This is a genomic window from Brevibacterium sp. UCMA 11754 (genome assembly GCF_021532275.1).
Classification (GTDB): domain Bacteria; phylum Actinomycetota; class Actinomycetes; order Actinomycetales; family Brevibacteriaceae; genus Brevibacterium.
In genome coordinates this window covers 113,733-133,027 of the sequence record NZ_JACBOT010000029.1, presented here as the reverse complement: position 1 = coordinate 133,027, position 19,295 = coordinate 113,733, and the positions used below count along the sequence as shown (strand labels likewise).

The 19,295-nt window shown below is 62.5% G+C and carries 17 protein-coding genes; 13 read left to right on the top strand and 4 right to left on the bottom strand.

All coding sequences use genetic code 11. The features are described from left to right. Window positions 1-41: 41 nt before the first annotated feature. The 3 genes from HX613_RS16250 to HX613_RS16240 all read left to right on the top strand — a co-directional run bounded on the left by HX613_RS16250 (window position 42) and on the right by HX613_RS16240 (window position 3,409). Entirely contained in the window at window positions 42-1,355 is a 1,314-nt protein-coding gene (locus HX613_RS16250; protein ID WP_268826987.1) for a hydroxymethylglutaryl-CoA reductase, degradative, read from the top strand. Beyond that, window positions 1,352-2,278 (top strand): hydroxymethylglutaryl-CoA lyase, encoded by a 927-nt coding sequence (locus HX613_RS16245; RefSeq protein ID WP_235346270.1) that lies wholly within the window; start codon window positions 1,352-1,354, stop codon window positions 2,276-2,278. The genes HX613_RS16250 and HX613_RS16245 overlap by 4 nt, the downstream gene beginning before the upstream one ends. A 360-nt stretch (window positions 2,279-2,638) precedes the next feature. Beyond that, on the top strand, window positions 2,639-3,409 hold the full coding sequence (locus HX613_RS16240) for an aldehyde dehydrogenase family protein (protein ID WP_328284979.1): 771 nt from the start codon (window positions 2,639-2,641) through the stop codon (window positions 3,407-3,409). Between the two features lie 191 nt (window positions 3,410-3,600). Here HX613_RS16240 and HX613_RS16235 read toward each other — a convergent pair whose 3' ends face one another. After that, window positions 3,601-4,341, bottom strand: coding sequence for an N-acetyltransferase (locus HX613_RS16235; RefSeq protein WP_235346269.1), 741 nt, complete (start codon window positions 4,339-4,341; stop codon window positions 3,601-3,603). A gap of 128 nt (window positions 4,342-4,469) precedes the next feature. Between HX613_RS16235 and HX613_RS16230 the strand changes: the two genes are divergently transcribed. Both HX613_RS16230 and HX613_RS16225 read left to right on the top strand, forming a co-directional pair. Further along, window positions 4,470-5,030 carry a hypothetical protein gene (locus tag HX613_RS16230; protein WP_235346268.1) on the top strand — a complete coding sequence of 187 codons (561 nt, stop codon included), beginning with the start codon at window positions 4,470-4,472 and terminating at the stop codon, window positions 5,028-5,030. A 118-nt stretch (window positions 5,031-5,148) separates the two neighbouring features. Continuing rightward, entirely contained in the window at window positions 5,149-6,345 is a 1,197-nt protein-coding gene (locus HX613_RS16225; protein WP_235346267.1) for a pyridoxal phosphate-dependent aminotransferase, read from the top strand. Window positions 6,346-6,395: 50 nt separating this feature from the next. On the opposite strand, the gene HX613_RS16220 is transcribed toward HX613_RS16225, so the two are convergent. Continuing rightward, on the bottom strand, window positions 6,396-6,938 hold the full coding sequence (locus HX613_RS16220; RefSeq protein ID WP_235346266.1) for an acyl-CoA thioesterase: 543 nt from the start codon (window positions 6,936-6,938) through the stop codon (window positions 6,396-6,398). Between the two features lie 79 nt (window positions 6,939-7,017). Continuing rightward, a complete protein-coding gene (gene lgt, locus HX613_RS16215; RefSeq protein ID WP_235346265.1) occupies window positions 7,018-7,941 on the bottom strand; it encodes a prolipoprotein diacylglyceryl transferase in 924 nt (307 codons plus the stop codon). Between the two features lie 77 nt (window positions 7,942-8,018). On the opposite strand from lgt, the gene HX613_RS16210 reads away from it, so the two are divergent. From HX613_RS16210 to HX613_RS16185, 6 genes are all read left to right on the top strand, one after another. Then, window positions 8,019-8,945, top strand: a complete 927-nt coding sequence (locus HX613_RS16210) for a LysR family transcriptional regulator (protein WP_235346264.1) — start codon at window positions 8,019-8,021, stop codon at window positions 8,943-8,945. Window positions 8,946-9,043: 98 nt separating this feature from the next. Further along, on the top strand, window positions 9,044-10,363 hold the full coding sequence (locus tag HX613_RS16205; protein ID WP_235346263.1) for an MFS transporter: 1,320 nt from the start codon (window positions 9,044-9,046) through the stop codon (window positions 10,361-10,363). Window positions 10,364-10,530: 167 nt separating this feature from the next. Then, on the top strand, window positions 10,531-11,943 hold the full coding sequence (locus tag HX613_RS16200; RefSeq protein WP_235346262.1) for a M20 family metallo-hydrolase: 1,413 nt from the start codon (window positions 10,531-10,533) through the stop codon (window positions 11,941-11,943). Further along, window positions 11,940-13,484, top strand: a complete 1,545-nt coding sequence (locus tag HX613_RS16195; protein ID WP_235346261.1) for an amidase — start codon at window positions 11,940-11,942, stop codon at window positions 13,482-13,484. Before HX613_RS16200 ends, HX613_RS16195 begins: the two co-directional genes overlap by 4 nt. A 91-nt stretch (window positions 13,485-13,575) precedes the next feature. Continuing rightward, entirely contained in the window at window positions 13,576-14,853 is a 1,278-nt protein-coding gene (locus HX613_RS16190) for an amidase (protein WP_235346260.1), read from the top strand. Window positions 14,854-14,954: 101 nt separating this feature from the next. Continuing rightward, complete coding sequence (locus tag HX613_RS16185) at window positions 14,955-15,695, top strand: DUF1345 domain-containing protein (protein WP_235346259.1); 741 nt, start codon at window positions 14,955-14,957, stop codon at window positions 15,693-15,695. Here the strand turns inward: HX613_RS16185 and HX613_RS16180 are convergent. Then, a complete protein-coding gene (locus HX613_RS16180; protein WP_235346258.1) occupies window positions 15,685-16,416 on the bottom strand; it encodes a sulfite exporter TauE/SafE family protein in 732 nt (243 codons plus the stop codon). The genes HX613_RS16185 and HX613_RS16180 overlap by 11 nt on opposite strands. Window positions 16,417-16,697: 281 nt before the next feature. Between HX613_RS16180 and HX613_RS16175 the strand changes: the two genes are divergently transcribed. Together HX613_RS16175 and HX613_RS16170 are read left to right on the top strand one after the other, a co-directional pair. Then, window positions 16,698-18,071 carry an Nramp family divalent metal transporter gene (locus HX613_RS16175; protein WP_235346257.1) on the top strand — a complete coding sequence of 458 codons (1,374 nt, stop codon included), beginning with the start codon at window positions 16,698-16,700 and terminating at the stop codon, window positions 18,069-18,071. A 49-nt stretch (window positions 18,072-18,120) separates the two neighbouring features. After that, window positions 18,121-19,290 carry a sialidase family protein gene (locus HX613_RS16170; RefSeq protein WP_235346256.1) on the top strand — a complete coding sequence of 390 codons (1,170 nt, stop codon included), beginning with the start codon at window positions 18,121-18,123 and terminating at the stop codon, window positions 19,288-19,290. Window positions 19,291-19,295: the final 5 nt, after the last annotated feature.

Genomic DNA, 19,295 nt, shown 5'->3' with positions numbered 1-19,295 from the left:
TGGGCCCGGATCGGCACCTACAGTGAGCTGGGTAACCACAACTGAGGCCATCGATACGTCACCGGAGGGCAAGCGTGAGCAGCGAAGCGGCGCACAGCAGCAGGATTTCAGGATTCAGGAAGTACTCGATCGAGCAACGGCGCGCTGAGGTGGCGAGGATCTCGGGAGTGCCGGTCACCGCGCTGGAAGCCTGGAGTCCGGAGACGGGGCTGTCCCTCGAGCAGGCCGATCGGATGATTGAGAACGTTCTCGGAGTGCTGGGGATTCCGATCGGCATCGCGACGAACTTTCGTGTCGACGGTCGGGAGGTGCTCATTCCGATGGCCACTGAGGAGCCATCGGTCGTTGCTGCCGCGAGCAACCTTGCCCGGATGACCCGCGAACTCGGCGGATTTCAGACTTCGCAGACACCGCCGCTCATGCAGGCCCAGATACAGATTCTCGATGTCGCCGATCCCGAGGCAGCTCGCCTGCGTCTTCTCGAAGCGAGCGAGGAGATCAGTGCACTTGCCGACGCTCAGGACACGCGACTCGTCGAGGTCGGAGGCGGTGTGCGCGACATCATCGTTCGCCTCGTGCCGAGCAGACGGCAGACCTACGTCGTCGTCCACCTGGTCGTCGACGTCAAGGATGCGATGGGTGCGAATGCGGTCAACACAATGGCCGAGGCGGTGGCGCCACGACTGGCCGAGATCGCTGGCGGCCGGACGCTCCTACGAATACTCACGAACAAGGCGGACCGGAGACTGACTCGTGTTCGCGCAGTCTTCGATGCTGAACTCCTCGGCGGCCCCGAGGTGGTGGAGAACATGCTTGACGCCGCGGAATTCGCCGTTGCCGATCCCTACCGGGCGGCGACGCACAACAAGGGGATCATGAATGGCATCACCGCGGCCGTCCTCGCCACGGGCAATGACACACGAGCCGTTGAGGCCGGGGCTCATTCTCATGCCGTCGGGGCAGATGGACTCTACACCGCGATGTCTCGCTACGAAGCCGATGCGCAGGGCAACCTCGTCGGAACGATGGAGCTGCCGATGCCTGTCGGGCTGGTCGGCGGTGCGACGAGCGTGCATCCCGGGGCAAAGACCGCCGTATCGGTGCTGGGAGTCGAAACCGCCGCTGAGCTCGCCTCGGTGATCATGGCGGTCGGCCTGGCCCAGAACGCCGCGGCGCTGCGAGCCCTGGCCACCGAAGGCATCCAGCGCGGCCACATGTCTCTACACGCCCGCAACGTCGCTGTCGCCGCGGGGGCAGAAGGCGAGGAGGTCGACCTGGTGGTCAAACGGCTCATTGCCGACGGCGCGGTCAGGGTTGAACATGCCACCGAGATTCTGACTGGGATTCGGCAATGAACCCTGCCTTCCCGGATCCTCATCCCGGTGGCACAGAGCGCCCGGAGGTGAGCATCTACGAGGTCGGGCCCCGCGATGGTCTGCAGGCAGAGGCGCAATCGGTGGCGACGGTTGACAAGATCGACTTCATCCAACGTCTCGCTGCCACCGGTCTCGATCCGATCGAGGTGACCAGCTTCGTCTCACCTGCCTGGGTCCCGCAGCTTGCGGATTCCGCCGAGGTGCTCGCCGGCGTTCGCGACCTTGCGCCTCTGCGCATGCCGGTGCTGGTGCCCAATGCTCGTGGGCTTGAGCGTGCGCAGGAGGCCGACGCGCAGACGATCGCCGTCTTCGTGAGCGCAACGGAGACCTTCGCACGGAAGAATCTCAACACCGACAGGGAGGATGCCCTGGCTGATGCCGAACATATCACCGCCGAGGCACTCGGGTCCGGCATCTCGGTGCGCGGTTACGTATCCATGTGCTTCGGTGATCCGTGGGAGGGGAGGGTGCCGATCGAGGACGTCCTGTCCGTGACTCGCCGCCTGTTGGCTGCCGGATGTTATGAGGTCAGTCTGGGGGACACGATCGGGGTCGGCACTCCCGGCCATGTGCGAGAGCTGCTTGGGGGCTTCACCGGGCAGGAGCGGGATCGTCTCGCTCTTCACACCCACGACACATACGGACAGGCACTTGCCAATGTTCTCGCCGGACTCGACGCCGGAGTCCGGGTCTTCGACTCTGCGGCAGGCGGTTTGGGAGGATGCCCGTTCGCCGGAAGCGCGACGGGGAACCTGGCTACCGAGGACCTCGTTTGGATGCTTGAGGGGATGGGAATCTCCACGGGAGTTGATCTGTCGACCCTGGCCGCGACCAGCGAGTGGATGGCGAAGCTCCTCCGCCGCACATCTCCTTCCTCGGTCGTCCGCGCGCTGTCGGCCTGAGGCGGTGGACGCCCCGTGAGGTCAGTACCTCGAGTGGCTTCAGTACCTCGAGGAACGACCACTGGCCATGATGCCGGCAAAAGTATCGGCGAAGTCCTCAATCTCATGGTGAGCGAGCTGAGAGACACTGACGCGAAGGAAGGGAGAAGCCGACAATCGGAAGGGCGCTCCGGACCGGACGCTCCAGCAGGCCACCAGCAGGTGAGAGCTGATGGCAGTCTCATCGTCGACGGGAACCAAGACATTCATTCCACTGCTACCGTGAGACTCGATCCCGTGGGTGTCGAGAGCTTCAATGAGCAGGCTGCGACCAGCGGTGTACTCGCTGTCGGCATCTCGGACTTGTGACAGTGCGGTCGGATCGCCGAAGCCGCGGTCGAGTGCCTCGGCGGGCGACTACGACAGCCAGCGGGACGCCTCACCGTTGAGGGAGGACCTGGAGCATCGCCTGATCGTGGACCCACGGGTATTTCGAGAACATGGAACCGGTTCCATCCCATCGCGGACGGCAATGTAAACGCTGCCGAGCAGGCGATCTGCTCAACGGAACAAGGCCACGTCCGGACCGTCGAGACTAGGAGTCGATCTTCAAGCTCCGCAGCCGCCGGTAGAGAGTCGTTCGGGACCTTGAAAGTGGGCCCGGGCAACGACCCCGAATCCGCAATCACGCCGCTGGTGTCGGAAGAACAGCTGAACAGGGTCGTTGGCTACCTCAATGCGGGTAAGGAGGAGGGAGCGCACGCGTTGGTGGGCGGCAATCGCCACGGCGATTCAGGCTACTTCGTGGAACCGACTATCTTTACGAACACGACTGAGGACATGTCGATCGTGCGAGAAGAGATCTTCGGGCCGGTTGCCGTCTCAATTCCCTTCTCCGACGAGAGCGAAGTGATCAAGGCTGCCAATAAGAGCGAATACGGACTGGCTGCGGGACTATGGACCACAGATCTCAGCCGGGCACATCGAGTCGCAAGCAGATTGAATGCCGGCTCGGTGTGGGTCAATACCTACCATGCACTCGATAGTGCACTTCCGTTCGGCGGGTTCCACCAGTCGGGTTGGGGACGTGAGCTCGGGCCTGAGAGCATTGAGCTTTATACACAGGTGAAGTCTGTGACAATGGCGCTCTGATTTCATAAAGCTCCAATGAGATAGATCCGTTGTCAGGTTCCGCGGTTCTCGTCGGATCTGTCCTGCTGAGCGCACAATCCTACGCAGAGCCGCCATCGAAAATTCTTCGATGGTGGCTCTGCGTATGTCATGTCTGCGCCGAAGAATCGGATCGTCAGAATACTGAGAGCCCGAACCAAGCAACCTACTCTTTACACCCCAGTTCGGTGCCGCACCCACACGTTCGGTTCGATGTAGACCGCAGTGCCGTGCTCGACATCGCAGAGTACGGGTGTGAGCGCCTGCGGAACCTCGACCGGCCCCGAGGTGTCCATCGGCAGACCGGTCCAGTTCCGCCATTCCTCAAGAGTCCCGGCGATGACCATCGAGCGGTGCGCCACGCCCTCGATCGTCCCGCCGGCGCGAATATGGGTGCGCAACCACGGGTCGACGGGCAGGCCGTCCTCCCGTGTGCGATAGGCATACGACATCATTGGATCGTGGATGTCGTCCTTGCCATTGGGGCGGACCGGAACGACCACCTCGGCGAATCCTTGGTCCTTCGCATGTTCTCGCAGTGCGGTGAGTATCTTTCCGGACAGTCCCAGCCCTTGCTTGTCAGAACGAACGAAGATCTCGAGCGCGGCCAACATGTTCGGTGCAGCGCCCAAAACCTTTGTCTGGATTCCGCGTCGGATCGCCCCGTCCCATCCGTCTTCGGGCAGGCACTCACCCTGGAAAAGCAAGGGTATCCCATGGGCCTTGCCCACGATCCCGTCCGCCGAGGTGTGAGCGATGAGTAAGTGATCGGCAAACTGGGCGAGAACATCCGGATGATAGTAGAGGTTGCCGAGAGGATCGTGCCGGATAAATTCCGGCCACGTATTCTCCAGGTCGAGGAGTTCATCCTTGAGATCTGGGCGCTGATCCAAGGTGGAAATTGTGAGATCCATGGTCGCCAGTCTAGGCAGTGATCTGTGCGGTCGCCTCGGCGGCATTCTGCACGGTCGTCCCGGCATCCTGCGCATCCGCGTCAACTCTGGCTAGACTCGAGGCACGGCCGACCTTACTGAAAGGGTCAATGATGATCGACCTGTCCTATCCGCGCGACCTCGTAATGATCGGGGCGGTATTCGGACTCGCAGCCTTCATCTGGTCAGGGTGGGCGCAGGAGGAGCCGCCAAGTCACCCTTCCTGCCGATTCATCCTCGGCGGTCTCTCGGTGGCCGGACTGGCGCTGACGGTGCCCAGCGTTCTCCTGGCGATCAGTCATTGGAGCCAGCCGAGTGCGATCAGCACTGGCACGACGGCCTTCATCGTCTACATCGTGGTGGTCTGGGCGGAGATCATCGGCGGAGGGGTGCTGAGTGTTCTGGCGATCCGCTCCGGCCACTCGGACTGGGTCGCGCCACTGATCCTCGCGATGGTTGGAATCCACTTCTTCGCTCTGGCCGTCGTTTTCGGTCAGCCAGTCCTCCACCTCACCGGAGTGATCATCACGCTGCTCGCGGTCGTGGCGTTTCTACTGCCCCGAGACGTCGCTGCCGCGAGTTTCTGGGGCGGGATGATCGGTGCGCCAGTGTTCCTTGCCATCGGTCTGTGGTGCCTGTTGGCCGGTCGCAGCGCGCTGGCCGTGAACTAATGGCCTGGTCGCCGCTGACATCCGGGGCGACTGTGCTCTATCGTGAGGGAAGCGACGGGAAACGGACTCAAGACCCGGGACAACCGGACCGTCAGTGATCTGCACGAAGGAGCCGACAATGAAGACTGCTCAACGCCTGGACAACCTGGGCACCGAGACCGCGTTCCGGGTCGCCCAGGCCGCCGCCGATTGGAAGGCTCAGGGCAACCAGGTCTATCCCTTCCACCTCGGCGACCTCAATTTCCCCATGGCCGGGCACATCGTCGAGGCCATGGATCAGGCCATCAAAGATGGCAAGACCGGGTACTGCCCAGGCCCCGGAATTCCGGAGCTGCGTGCGGCACTGGCAGCAGACATCGGATCCCGGCGCGGCATGAGCATCGACCCCGCCGAGGTGATCGTCACAACCGGTGGCAAGCCGGTGATCACGAAGTTCCTCCAGGCGGTCATGGATCCGGGCGAAGGCGTGCTCTACCCCAACCCAGGGTTCCCGATCTATGAATCCCAGATCGAGTACCTCGGCGGGACCGCGCTTCCCTACAGGTATGTGCCCACTGACGACGGGTTCGCCATCGACCTGGACCATCTTCGGGCCTCCATCGATGACAAGACAGTGGCCATCATCTACAACGACCTGCAGAACCCGATCTCGGCCGAGTCCACCGATGCCGAACGTGAGGCGATCGCCGCGATCGCACAGGAATTCGACCTCTGGGTTCTGTCCGACGAAGCCTATTTCGAGATGCGCTACAAGGGCCGTTCGACGTCCATCGCCTCACTCGACGGTATGCGCGAGCGCACCGTCATCCTCTACACATTCAGCAAGAAGTTCGCGATGACCGGCTCCCGACTCGGCTGCGCGGTCGCACCACCGGAGGTGGCCGAGGCGATTTCGACGATGAATACCAACGACGAATCCTGCACCACACAATACGTCCAGTGGGCGGGCATCGCCGCGCTCCAAGGACCGCAGGACTCCGTCGGGCGGATGCTCGAGGTGCTGCGCAAACGCCGTGATGCCACATGCTCGATCATCAACTCGATCCCCGGAATGAGCGTAGCTACTCCCGGGTCGACATTCTACGTCTTCCCCGATGTCACCGAGGCGATGGAGGCCAAGGGGATTGCCACCCTGGCCGACTTCTCGACCGAGGCGCTGCACAACACCGGAGTCTCCTTCTGCACCCGTGAGCACTTCGGGTCAGCGCAGCCGGGGGAGGACCAGTCCTACATTCGCCTGGCCTACTCGGGCATCGGACTCGACGAGATCAACGAGGGTCTCGGTAAGCTGCGCGACTGGATCACACAGGGGTGAAGTCTGCCGCTGGTTCTGCAGTGTCTGCTGTGCACGAGTAGGTCGTGCGGCTAGGCCCAACTATGTGAGGCCGGCCGCCTGGAACTGGGCAGTGAATTGTGCAGTCGCCAGTCGTGGATCCATTCGGGCAGTTCCAGACCCTCCGGTGGCGGCCCGAAGACCTCGATGGCTTCGTCCTTGGAGACCGTGCCGTTCTCGGAGAGCAGCCGTGTGGCAACGAAGGCGCGGGCATAGATCTCACCGTCGACCACGATGCGGTGCTCAAAGTACACGGCACGTTCATCGATCCCGATGATCTTGGTTTCCACGCTGTAGCGCTGGCCGAGCTTGAGCGACTTGCGGAAGCTGATGGTCTCGGCGCTGACGACGCCGCTCCACCCCTTGCCGCGGAGGGCGTTCCAGACTCCGCTGCGGACCATCAGGTCAATCCGACCCAGATCCATGATCGAGAAGTACATGCCGTTGTTGACGTGCATGAAGATGTCGATCTCGGACGGCAGGACCCGCAGAGGGAGGGAGTAGCCATCCCAGATGTCCTGCGCGGGGCGGCGGCGGGATCTGAGCAGGTGAAAGAGCATTCGCGTGAAGTGCATAACATGTATGTTACTGGTTGGTACCTTCAGGCGTGGTGTTGGGTCGGGCAACGCGAGCTGAGTCCATCAGTGGTGCAGTTCAGTCGGCGGTTTCGGCCTCGGGTTTCCGGTCATTGACGAAGGGTGACTCTTCGGGTTCAGGGTGGCGCAGTCGCTGCACACCGATGATGAGGACACCGAGGGCCACCGCACCGATCGCTGCCCACACATTGGTGCGCAGACCCAGGACGACGAAGCTGGGGTCGAGGCGGATGGATTCCCACACGATGCGGCCGGCGCCGTACCAGACGAGGTACATGCCGAAGAGGCGTCCCCACTGGAAGAACAGGTGGCGTCCCAGCCACAGCAGAACCAGGGCGCCGAGGCTGTTCCAGATGACTTCGTAGAGGAACGTCGGGTGGAAGAGGGTGTCGACGGGCAGTCCGGGAGGGAAGGCCGGATTGTGCGGGTCGATCTCCAGACCCCAGGGCAGAGTCGTCGGCTGACCGAAGAGCTCCTGATTGAACCAGTTGCCGAAGCGTCCACAGGCCTGGGCGAGAATGAGTCCCGGGGCGATGGCGTCGAGGAGTGCCGTCAGCTTGATGTTGAGTCGGCGGCACATGATCAGCGCGCCCAAGGTTCCGCCGATCAACGATCCGAAGATGGCGATTCCACCCTCCCAGATCGCCCACACGGAGCCCGGCTCAAAGGGGTTCCACGGATTGCGACCAGGGCCGAAGTAGTCCGTGTAGTGCGTGATGACGTGATAGATCCTGGCTCCGATGATGGCCATCGGGACGGCCAGAGTTGCAATGTCGAGGACCTGCCATTCCTCGACTCCGCGCTTGGTCAGACGGTGATTGGTCAGCACGATGGCGATGACGATTCCGGCGAGGATGCACAGCGCATAGAAGTGGATCGTCAGAGGGCCCAGCGAGAAGCTGGAGACACTCGGGCTCGGAATGGAGGCCAGGACATCATGGGGCAGCGTGGGCAGGTCATTGACCGCTGAAAAGGCAAGCACGTGGTCAGTCTATTTCCAACCCCCTCAGACCGACAGTTGAGCGACCTCCGCAGCTTGCTCATGGGAAGATGTGAACTATGGCCCTCGACTTCACCCTCGTTCAACTCCGGTACTTCCAAGAGGTTGCCCGCCGCGAGAACATGACGGAGGCGGCCAAGCATCTCAACGTCACCCAGTCGGCGATCTCGACAGCCATGGCTCAGCTCGAGAGGACCCTGGGCATCGACCTGTTCATCCGGCAGAAGAACCGCTCCGTGGTTCTCTCACCAGCAGGCAGGCGTTTTCTCTTCGAAGTCAATCCATTCCTCGAATCTTCCGACGCACTGGGGGAGACCGCGCACGGACTGGCCCAGTCGCTGAGCGGAAACCTCACGGTCGGGGTCTTCTCACCCATCGCCCCGACCCGACTGCCGCTCATCCACGCGGAGTTCGAAAAACGCTACCCCGACGTGAGAGTCAATTACTTCGAGGCCGACCTCCACGAACTGCAGACAGCGGTCATCGCCGGAGTCTGCGACATCGCACTGACCTATACGCTGGGACTGACCGACCGATTCGATTCATTCCTCGTCGACGTCGTCGAACCGCACGCACTCGTCTCTCTCGATCACCGCCTCGCTGGGGGAGCGGAGGGACCGCGTCCGGTCCATCTGCGTGAGCTCGCCGACGAAGACTACGTGCAGCTCGATCTGCCGTTCTCCCGTCAGTACTACGATGAGCTCTTCCGCATCGCCGGCATCGTGCCGAGGGTGCGGCACAGCTTCGCGGGCTACGAGACGGTCCGGTCGTTCGTCGCGATGGGCCACGGGTATTCGCTGCTGAGCCAGAGCGTGTCCTCGGGAACGTACATCGGGTCGATGACGGTCGACGTACCGCTGCTCGACGATTTCCCGAGCATCGACCTGTCCATGGTGTGGCCCAAGGAAGTGCGTTTGAGCAAGCGCGCACGCGCCTTCAACGAACTGACCCGCGAAATCCTGGGACCCGCAGCCGCAGGCTCATAGATTGAGCTGATGCCTGATCCAACTAGTATCTGTTGGACTGATTTCTGGTGGCAGGCAACAATGGTTCCCACACCTGAGGACTAGGCAAGGGAGCTTCTATGTCCGCGACACCTGCGACGCCGAAGACACAACCGAAACACACCGGCAAGACCACGAGCATGCAGAAGAAGGTTCTCGTCGGCGGCAGCATCGGCCAGTTCGTCGAGTTCTACGACTTCACGCTCTACGGGCTCTCGGCCGTCATCCTCTCCGAGTACTTCTTCCCCAACGGCGACAAGGTCACTGGTCTGCTCGTCATCTTCGCCACCTTCGGCGTCGCCTTCGTCATGCGGCCGCTGGGTGGACTGTTCTTCGGTGCCCTCGGTGACAAGGTCGGCAGGCGCAAGACCTTGACCATCACGATCTTCCTCGTCGGGATCTGCACCGCCCTCATCGGCGTACTGCCCGGCTTCGACCAGATCGGCTGGTTCGCACCCATCCTGCTCATCCTCGCCCGCCTGGGCCAGGGCTTCTCCGCCGGCGGCGAATCGGTCGGCGGACCCTCCTTCGTCTACGAACACGCACCGGTAGGCAAGCGCGGCCTGTGGATCAACATCACCCTGGCAGCCACCGCACTACCCTCGGTCTTCGCCGGCGGCCTCATCCTGCTGCTCTCGACGGTGATGAGCGATGCCTCCTTCGACTCCTGGGGCTGGCGGATCCCCTTCCTCCTGGCTCTGCCGCTCTCAGCTGTCGGTCTCTGGATCCGCTCGCGCACCGACGAGTCCGAACTCTTCAAGAAGACCGCGGCCGAACGCCCCAAGGAATTCAGCCCCATCCGCGACTCCTTCCGCGAGAACTCGGTGGGAATGCTCCAGGTCTTCTTCGTCCTGGGATTGACCGCCCTGGGCTTCTACATGCTCTCCGCCTACTTCGTCACCTACATCCAGACCACCGGCGACCTCACTCGCGAACAGTCGCTGCTGACGAACGCCATCGCCATGGCCAGCTATACGATCTTCCTGCCCATCGCCGGAGCCATAGGAGATCGGGTCGGGCGCAAGCCGATGCTCATCGCAGGCTCCATCCTTCTGGCCGTCACCTCTGTTCCCGCCTTCGGGTTGGTGACCAGCGGAAATATGGGCCTGGCGTTCCTCGGGCAGACGATCTTCGTCATCTCCCTGTGCTGCTACGGCGGAGGCTGCTACACCTTCTTCTGCGAACGCTTCTCAACGAAGACCCGGTTCACCTCGGCAGCGATCAGCTACAACGTCTCCTACGCCGTCCTCGGCGGAACCGCTCCGTTCGTCGGCACCTGGCTCGTCGACATCACCGGAGTCAACACCGCTCCCGGTTACTACATGACCATCTGCGCCGTGATCGTCCTCGTCCTCATCTTCATCACCCGCCTCCCGGAGACCCGGGGCCGGCTGGGATGAGCGACAGATGCTCACGAGCCCTACGTTTCCGCGGACCTCGATCACCTTTGGTGCAGGGGGCCAGTCTGCAAACTGCCTTCCTGCACCAAAGGTGATCATCGCCTGCACCAAAGGTGATCGGCGCCGCTTCACCATCCACTTCTGAGTACCAGTGAAAGAGAAGCACCATGACAGAACCATCCTCTCGCCCCTCGACAGTGCGTGACGCCTCCGACCGTTCCCCCTCCCCCTCGGCCACGAGCGACGTATCCACGACAGCAAGCGACTCGACCCCGGACTCGACCCCGGCTTCTTCGTCCGATGCCGCCTTCCTCACCGACTTCCATCAGGTCGCCGCAATCGGCGCAACCGACAACGACGGCGTCGACCGGCAGGCGCTGACGGTGGAGGACAAGCAGACGCGTGACTGGATGCATGGCTGGGCCGAAGGCAACGGCTTCGAGATCCGCGTGGATGCGATCGGCAACATGTTCGCCTGCCTCGAACTCGTCCCCGAAGCCCCCTACATCCTCATCGGCTCACACCTGGACTCCCAGCCCCTTGGCGGTCGCTTCGACGGTGCCTACGGAGTCATCGCTGCCCTTTTCGCAGCTCTGCGGGTCAAGGAGAACGTCGCCGAGTCCGGGCAGAAGCCTCGGTTCAACATCGCTGTCGTCAATTGGTTCAACGAGGAGGGCGGACGCTTCGCCCCATCCATCATGGGCAGTTCCGTCTACGCCGGACTCTTCGACCTTAGAGAGATGCTCGCCGTGGAGGATCTCCAGGGCACTTCCGTCGCCGAGGCGCTCGCCGCCATCGGCTACGACGGCACCGACACCCCGCCCGAGGCGATCTCCTACGCAGAGATCCACATCGAACAGGGCCGCATCTTGGAGCGCGAGGCCACAGACATCGGCGTCGTCGAATCCAGCTGGTACACGCAGAAGCTCGACATCGACGTCCTCGGCGAACAGTCCCATACCGGCGCCACCGCCATGGCCGATCGCCACGATGCGCTCGTCGCAGGTTCCAAGATCGTCCTGGCCGTCGCCGAGGTGGTCAACGAGTTCGCCGACGAGGCGCTCGTGTCCTCGGTCGGCCAGCATGTCGTCGAACCCAACTCACCCATCGTCGTACCCCGCCGAGTGCACATGGTCGCCGACCTCCGTTCCTCCGACCCGGACATCGTCAAGGCTGCCCGGGACTCCCTGCACCAGCAGATCGCGAACATCGCCTTGGAACACGACATCACCATCAAGGTTGAGGATTTCGATGTCCGCGGCAAGCTCTACTTCCCGGAGACCGGTGTCGAGCTGGCCGAGAAGGCCGTGGCCAATGAGGGGCTGTCGATCCGGCGCCTCGAGACCATGGCCGGACACGATTCCGTGGCCATGAACCACCGGGTACCCGCCGTGATGATGTTCGTGCCCAGCGTCGACGGCGTCTCCCACTGCGAACGCGAGTTCACCACCGACGAGGACATGATCCGCGGTCTCGGGGTACTGACTTCGGTCGCCACGGAGTTGGTCAACGGTGAACTCAGTGAGGAACGCGAAGGCGATGTGTGGGTCGGTAAGTCCGTCGCCGAGGCCCGGGCATGAGCGGCAGCGAAACGTGGGCGCTGTCCGCGACTGAAGCGCTCGCGATGTTCCGGTCGAAGGAACTCTCCCCGGTCGAGTACCTCAGCGCGCAGATCGGACGCATCACCACCGAAGACGATCGCATCAATGCGGTCACGGAGGTCGTGGAGGAGGCGGTCACCTCGGCGCGGGAGGCGGAGGCGTTCTACGCATCAGCGACACCCGATAACCTCACCGAGGCGGCCGATTCCCAGCCCCTGCTCGGCTTGCCTGTGATCGCCAAGGAAAAGCACGCGATCACCAACCGCACACTCACCCAGGGCCTCATGCACGAACGAGATACGGTGGCCGCCGCCGAGGCTGCGATCATCCGCCGCATCCGTCTGGCCGGGGGGTTCGTGCATGCCAGGGCGACGTCTCCGGAACTCAGCTGTGCGACGATCACCCATTCGCCGATGTGGGGCGTGACCCGCAACCCGTGGAACCCCGAACTCTCACCCGGAGGGTCATCGGGCGGTTCCGGTGCCGCCCTGGCAGCGGGATACGGTCCCATGGCGACGGCATCGGACATCGCCGGATCGACGAGGCTGCCCGCCGCATTCACCGGCACGGTCGGGTTCAAGGCACCCTACGGCCGGATCCCCGGCCTGCAGCCATTGGCCGCGGACTGGTACCGCGGGGACGGGCCGATGGCGCGCACCGTCGCCGACACCGCCCTGCTGGCCCGTGTGATGGTCGGTGTCGATCCCAGTGATCACGCAACGATCGAATCGTCTGGATTCCTCGACGGCTTCGACGCCTCTTCCGCCGAGGTGGTCGACGGATTGAAGGGAACACGGATCGCAATGTGCCTGCGATTGGGCGACTTCCCCGTCGGTGAGGACATCATTACCAATACCAGTGCAGTCGCCTCGGCGCTGGAAGCTGCGGGTGCCATCGTCGAGGAGATCGAGTTGCCGTGGACGGCGGAGCGGATCTTCGAAACCGCCTTCACTCACTTCGGCCATCTCCTCGCGCCTGCGATGCGGACTTCGACCCGCGGGCATGAGGATACTCTCGCCGATTACACGCTGCAGTTCATGGCCGACGCCGAGGCGGTCGCCAGCCGTCATACCTTCTACGAGGGGCTGGCCGCGGAGGCACAGATTCAGGCGGAACTCGCGACCGCAATTGAGGGATTCGATGTCCTCCTGGCTCCCACCTCGGCGGTGGCAGGTCTAGAGGCCGATTCGAGCTACTTGGACGGGATCACGGTCGACTCGTCGGGTATCGGGCGTGAGTCCTCCGGGGGTGTTCAGGGCACTGGCGTCGGCACCGGCGTCGGCGCTGGGGGTGTCGGCAGTGAGGGAGTGCGGCTCGAGCACTATTGGCAGGCGCACATGACGATGCCGTTCAATATCTGCAACCGGGTGCCGATCGTCAACGTGCCCAGCGGCATGGCTGACTGCGGGATCCCAACAGGCCTGCAGGTCATCGCCCACGCCTTCGACGACCGCGCCGCGTTCGACGTTGCGGCCGCGGTCGAGCAATTGGTGCCGTGGACGGGGCTCGCGCCGGGGTGAGTGCTGGCATGTCGTCCGATACGGAATTCAGCCTTCTGGCACGATGAGGATCGTGGGCGAATCCAACGGAACACTAGGGGAGCAGGGTTCAATGCAGAGCCTCGAACAGACACTGGCCGCAGTCGAAGGAATCGGGCGAGAACTCAATGCGGTCACCTCGGTGATGCGGGGGCGCGCACGTGCCCTTGAGCGGAAGTCTGCGGAGCGCGCCGCAGTCGGTGAGCCGAATCGTCTTCTCGATGGTGTTCCCGTCGCCATCAAAGACGTCATCGATGTGGCGGGCATCCCCACGACAATGGGGTCGAACGTCAGCAGCGGACCTGACCCCAGCACGAGCGCCCCCGTCGTGAGCCTCCTAGAGAAGGCGGGCGCGCTGCCGGTGGTGAAGACGAACTGCCAGGAGTACTCCTACGGCATCCTCGGCGATGAAAGCGCCTTCGGGCGAGTCATCAACCCGATCGACCCCACGCTGTGCACTGGCGGGTCGAGCTCGGGTTCGGCAGCCCTTGTCGCTGCCGGGGTGGTGCCGCTGGCACTGGGGACGGATACTGCGGGTTCCGTGAGAGTTCCGGCCGCTTGCCAGGGCGTCATCGGGTTCAAGCCGACCTTCGGCATGGTTCCGGTCGAGGGAGTGTTCCCTCTGTCGCCGTCCTTCGACACTGTGGGCCTGTTCGCACGCGATCTGCGGCTGCTCACCGCCGCATTCAGAGTGATGTGTGGGAACAGGTCTGGCTCAACCCCAGCAGATTCCTCACCGGCGAAGTTGCCGACCGTCGATCTGAGCCTGCTCAACCCCACCGACGAGTCATCGGCAGAAGTGCTGACGTGGGTCGACAAGCACCTCGGTGATTCAGCGATCGCCTCAATCACCTCAGAGAATACTGAACACTTGACGGAGCTCATTGAGCGAGGAATCGACTACTACGACATTGTGCGCCGCTATGAAGCCTATGTTCTGCACAAGCAGTTCCTGGGTGACCAGGGAGAGCAGTACCAGCCGGGGGTCTGGGCGAAGATCTTGTCGGGGCAGAACATCACCGAGGCTGAATACCAGTCCAATGTTGCCGCGCTCGAAGAGCTGCGTGCCTCCGCCGAATCGTTCTTCGACGACGTTGACTTCATCATCACACCGGCCATGGACGGTGACGTGATCGCGTGGGATGAACTCGGATCAGACTCGGCCGCGAAATTCATGCGCTACTCGCTGCCGTTCAACGTTCTCGGGTGGCCGGCAGTGACGGTGCCGATCGGGGTGGTCGTGGGAGGAGACGAAACTGCGTCGACAAGGCCCGCGAGACCCGAGTCGGTGCAGATCGTCGGCTCTCCGCACAGCGACGAGAAGCTCCTCGCGTTTGTCTCCATGCTCTGAGCCGAAGACGGATTGGGCAAGGAAGCCGGATGCTCGGACCACTCCTTGGGCTAAGCTGAAATCGAGCTCATCAGCCACAACCGAAGCGGAACCGTCCTGTCATGAGGCCCACGCACAGTCAAGTCATCACGATCTCCGACGACACGCGCGCGAACGTGGCCATGGTGCCGGCACTCATCGTCGGACTTGTTCTGGTCTTGGGGTTCGGCTTCAGCCCACTCGGACCTGAGTCCTCGCAGCTGGGTGAGCTCTTCGCGAAGCTCATCGCGCTCTTCCTCGTGGCCTGGCCGGTGTTCGCCCTCGTCTACCTCCTGTGGACCCACGCCGGGCTGAACGAATTGAGCGAGACCGAACTGATGGTCCACTCTCGATGGGCGCTCGCGCGAAGGCGAACATTCTGGGCACGATATTTCAGCATGGGAGGGGCAGTGTCGTGGGCTGCCATCGCTGCGTATGTCGCGATCATCCTCAACGTCTACCTCGTCACCATGGGGTCCGAAACCAACATCGGCCTCGCAGTCACCCTCGGCCTGGCAAATGTCGTCGCCTCGTGGTCGGTCATGGTGTATTCGTTCGCTCTCGAATTCATGCGGCTCGACTTCGGCGGCGGTGGAAGTCCCGGTGCCAGACAACTCGAATTCGACATGCCAGAGGAGAGAGTCTTCAGTGACTACCTCACGTTCGCGGTGCTGTCCTCGACGATGACGGCAGCTCTGCCGGGCCGGGCCGTGACTCGCGCAGGATGGAGACTGGTCCGCTCGAACGTCATCGTCGCCTTCGGCTTCAACTCGGTCGTCGTTGCGACATTGGTGTCGATGTTTCTGTCGTACCTCAAGGTCTGAGCAGGGAAGCCGCAACCTCGCCGATGACCAGGATCGCCCCAAGGATCGATGCGCCGACGGCCACACGATAGAGAACTGTCTTGTTCGCTCGTCGGATCACCAGGTTCGACAGCCACAATCCTGCAAGCATGAATGGCAGCAGAGTGGCCGCCGCGATCAGGTGTTCACTTCGGACCTCGCCTCCGATCGTCAGACCGGTCAGGGACAGGATGCTGCCGATGGTGAAGTAGGCGCTCATAGTGGACCGCATCGATGAAGGATCCAGAGAGCGCAGGACCAGGGCGATGGGCGGGCCGCCGATGCTTGTCGACGTGCCGAAGATGCCAGAGACGCTGCTGGCGAAGAACATGTTGCGGCTGCTGGCAGCCGGCGACCAGCCCACCAGGCTGAAACCGACTCCGGCCAGGACTGTGACCGCTAGGAGCAGGGACAGTCCTTGATCTGGCAGCAGCACCACTGCAGTCGTGCCGATGACGATTCCCGGCAATCGGCCAAGCGCGCCCCAGCCGACGAGCTTCCAGTCGACGTCGGCACGTTCGCGGATGAAGGCGGTGAACGAAGTGAGAGTGGCGAGCAGAAGCAGTGCGGCAGGAAGCAGGTTCGGTTTGAGCAGTACGAGCACCGGGGCCGTAATCATTCCCAGCCCGAACCCGACGGAACCCTGCACGCAGGAAGACCCCAGCACCACTGCGCCGATGATGAGGTAGTGGATCAACTCCATCGGGACTCTGCTCCTTCGCATTGCGTCGTCGAGACGGGGGAACGCCGCGAACTCAACTGCGGAATCAACCTCGAGCTCTTATCAAGCCAACAGTCTTCCACCACTGTGCGCAAAATGAGCCAAACGTCCGGCATCTGGACTAATTGTTGCGCGAAACACGCAACTATGGTCTACTCTCTACGTAGACCGCGCAGATTGTTTGCTGCATCGCTACGCTGTGTCAGCGATCCTGAGACCGCGGTCACCAGCCATACAATCGTCTACACACTGGAGTGCACGCCATGGCCACGGACGTCCATAGCATGAACGGCAGTTCCGGCTCTCCGAAGCCGAGTCAGCTTCCTCTGCCCCGCGGCCTCGGGCTCGTCACGTCGGTGGGGCCTGGCCTCGTGCTGGCAATGTCCTTCCTCGGCACAGGTGACCTCGTCAGCTCCTCGGTCTCAGGTGCATCGTACGGATATGCGCTGTTGTGGACTCTGGTGCTGTCCTTGATCGCTCGCACCTTCATCATCTCCTCCATCGCCAAGTACACGCTGATGAATCGGCACGGAGACACGCAGATCCTCGACGGGTTCGCACGACTGGCCCCAGTGCTTCCTGGGATCATGGCCGCTGTCGTCATCGTTGCCGGCTTCATCACCCAGGCGACCTTCGTTCTCGCGGCGTCCACCGGACTGCATGAGCTCACCGGTGGTCAATGGGGCGGTGGCTGGGGCCGCTTCTTCTGCGCGATCATCATCGTAGTGCTGACCTTGTCGCTGGTGATGCTGCGTAAGCAGTTCGTCGTCCTCGAGTACTTCGCGCGCTTCGCCTCGGTCGCTATGATCGTTGCGTTCGTCTATGCGCTGATCAAGATCGGCACCTTCGACATCGGGGGCTTCGTCCAGGGACTCGCATTCGAGATCCCTGAGGAGCAGAACACCTCCGCCTTCGCTCCCATCGTCATCGCTTCGGCAACCATCGGCACGATTGCCGGCAACATGCCGAACCTGCTGTATTCCGGCTTCATGCGGGACAAAGGCTGGGTCGGACCGAAATATCGTCGCCTTCAGCAGTTCGACCTCATCGCCGGAATGGCACCTCTGCTCGTCATCAACCTTCTGTTCTGGATCGTCGCCGCCGAGTTCAGCGCCGCACATCCAGGATTCTCGATCGCTGATGAGTTCGATCTCTCGCACATGCTCTCCGTCGCGGTGGGGCCGGCGGGTCCCTTCCTGCTGTGGATGTGCATCTTCTTCGCCGCGATGACGAGCTTCCCACCGCAGTCTCGTGGGTTCGCGCAGCTTGCGATCAACGGCATCAACCATTCGGTGCCCTCGATGCGGAAGTTCCTCGGCCGAGATGAGGAGAACCCTGCGTTCCGTTGGATTCAGGCGATCGTCTTCATCATCGTTCCCTTGGCCTCGACCATACCGGGCGCACCGGATCTGATCTCACTCAACATCGTCGGCACCGCGATCTCGACCGTGCTCAGCTTGCCGATCATCGTCGTCTGCATTCTGCTCCTGACATCGCGGAAGAAGCACATGCACAGCTACGCGGTGAACCCGAAGTGGCAGACGGCGCTGCTGGCTCTTCTCGGTGTCATTGCGATCATCATCGGATTTCAGATTGCGATGCAGATTCCGTCGATGTTTGAAACCGCCTTCGGATGATCTGCACCGGATGCGACACTGACCGGACCACACAGCAAAGGAGTCACGCATGAATCTGCTCGCGAACGAGAGGCTTGAACACGTATCCAAGCCGCCCGCCGACGGCAGGCTCCGATACTTCGACGATTCGGGCAATGCCGCGGCAGTCATCCCGACCGATCGCCGTTCCAACCACGCTCCGTCGATTCTGGCGCTGCGTGACGGAACCCTGCTCGCAGCCTGGTTCGGCGGCAGCGATGAGGGCAACAAGGACATCGACGTGCTCGTTTCCCGATTCGACTCGAACACTGCCACCTGGTCTGCTTCTGCGGCTGTCACGCACGACGAGATCCGATCAGACCAGAATCCCGGTCTGTTCGAGGCCCCCGACGGTCAGATCTGGCTTGTCTACACCTCTCAGCTGTCGCGGCAGTCAGGTGTGCCGGAGACCTTCAACCTGCAGCACACCTCGGTGGTGAATGCGATTCGCTCCGCCGATGGTGGCAAGAACTGGTCTCAGCCGCAGACGCTGTTCGACCAGGAGGGAACGTTCTGCCGCCAGCCGATCCAAGTCCTCAGCGACGGCAGATGGGTTCATCCCCAATGGCTGTGCTTCGACGACGATTCGAAGAACGGTTCGGACCAGCCGGTGCTTCAGATCTCCGAGGACGAGGGCGGTGCCTGGCACCAGATCGAATTTCCTGACGCGAGCGGCAGGGTCCATCCCAATGTCGTCGAGCTTGAGCCCGGGCGCCTTGTGTGTCTGTTCCGCTCGCGCTTCGCCGACTGGGCCTACATCAGCAGATCCGAAGACGGAGGCGATACCTGGACCGTTCCAGAGGCAACCGATGTGCCGAATAACAACGCCGGTCTCAGCGCATTTCTTCTGCCTTCCGGAATGTTGGCTCTGGTCTCGAACGAGCACCAGGTCACTCACGAGCCCGCCGAGGTGGTGTGGCCCTATGAGCGGATGAGAATGGTCATCGCCGTCTCCAACGACGAAGGCCGCACCTGGCCGGTGCGCCGGGTCATCGAGCCCGGCGACGGATTCACAGGCTCAGGCAATCTGCGCAGCAATCGCCGGCAGGAGTATCCGCACGGAATCGTCGACTCCGATGGACTCATCCACGTCGTCTACGCCTACGGTTCACGTCGAGCAGTCAGGCATGTCGTCTTCGCCGAGGACTGGATCTCAGGAGTCGAGGACCAAGTTCATACCGACTGCAAACTCTGGGGTTGACTCCG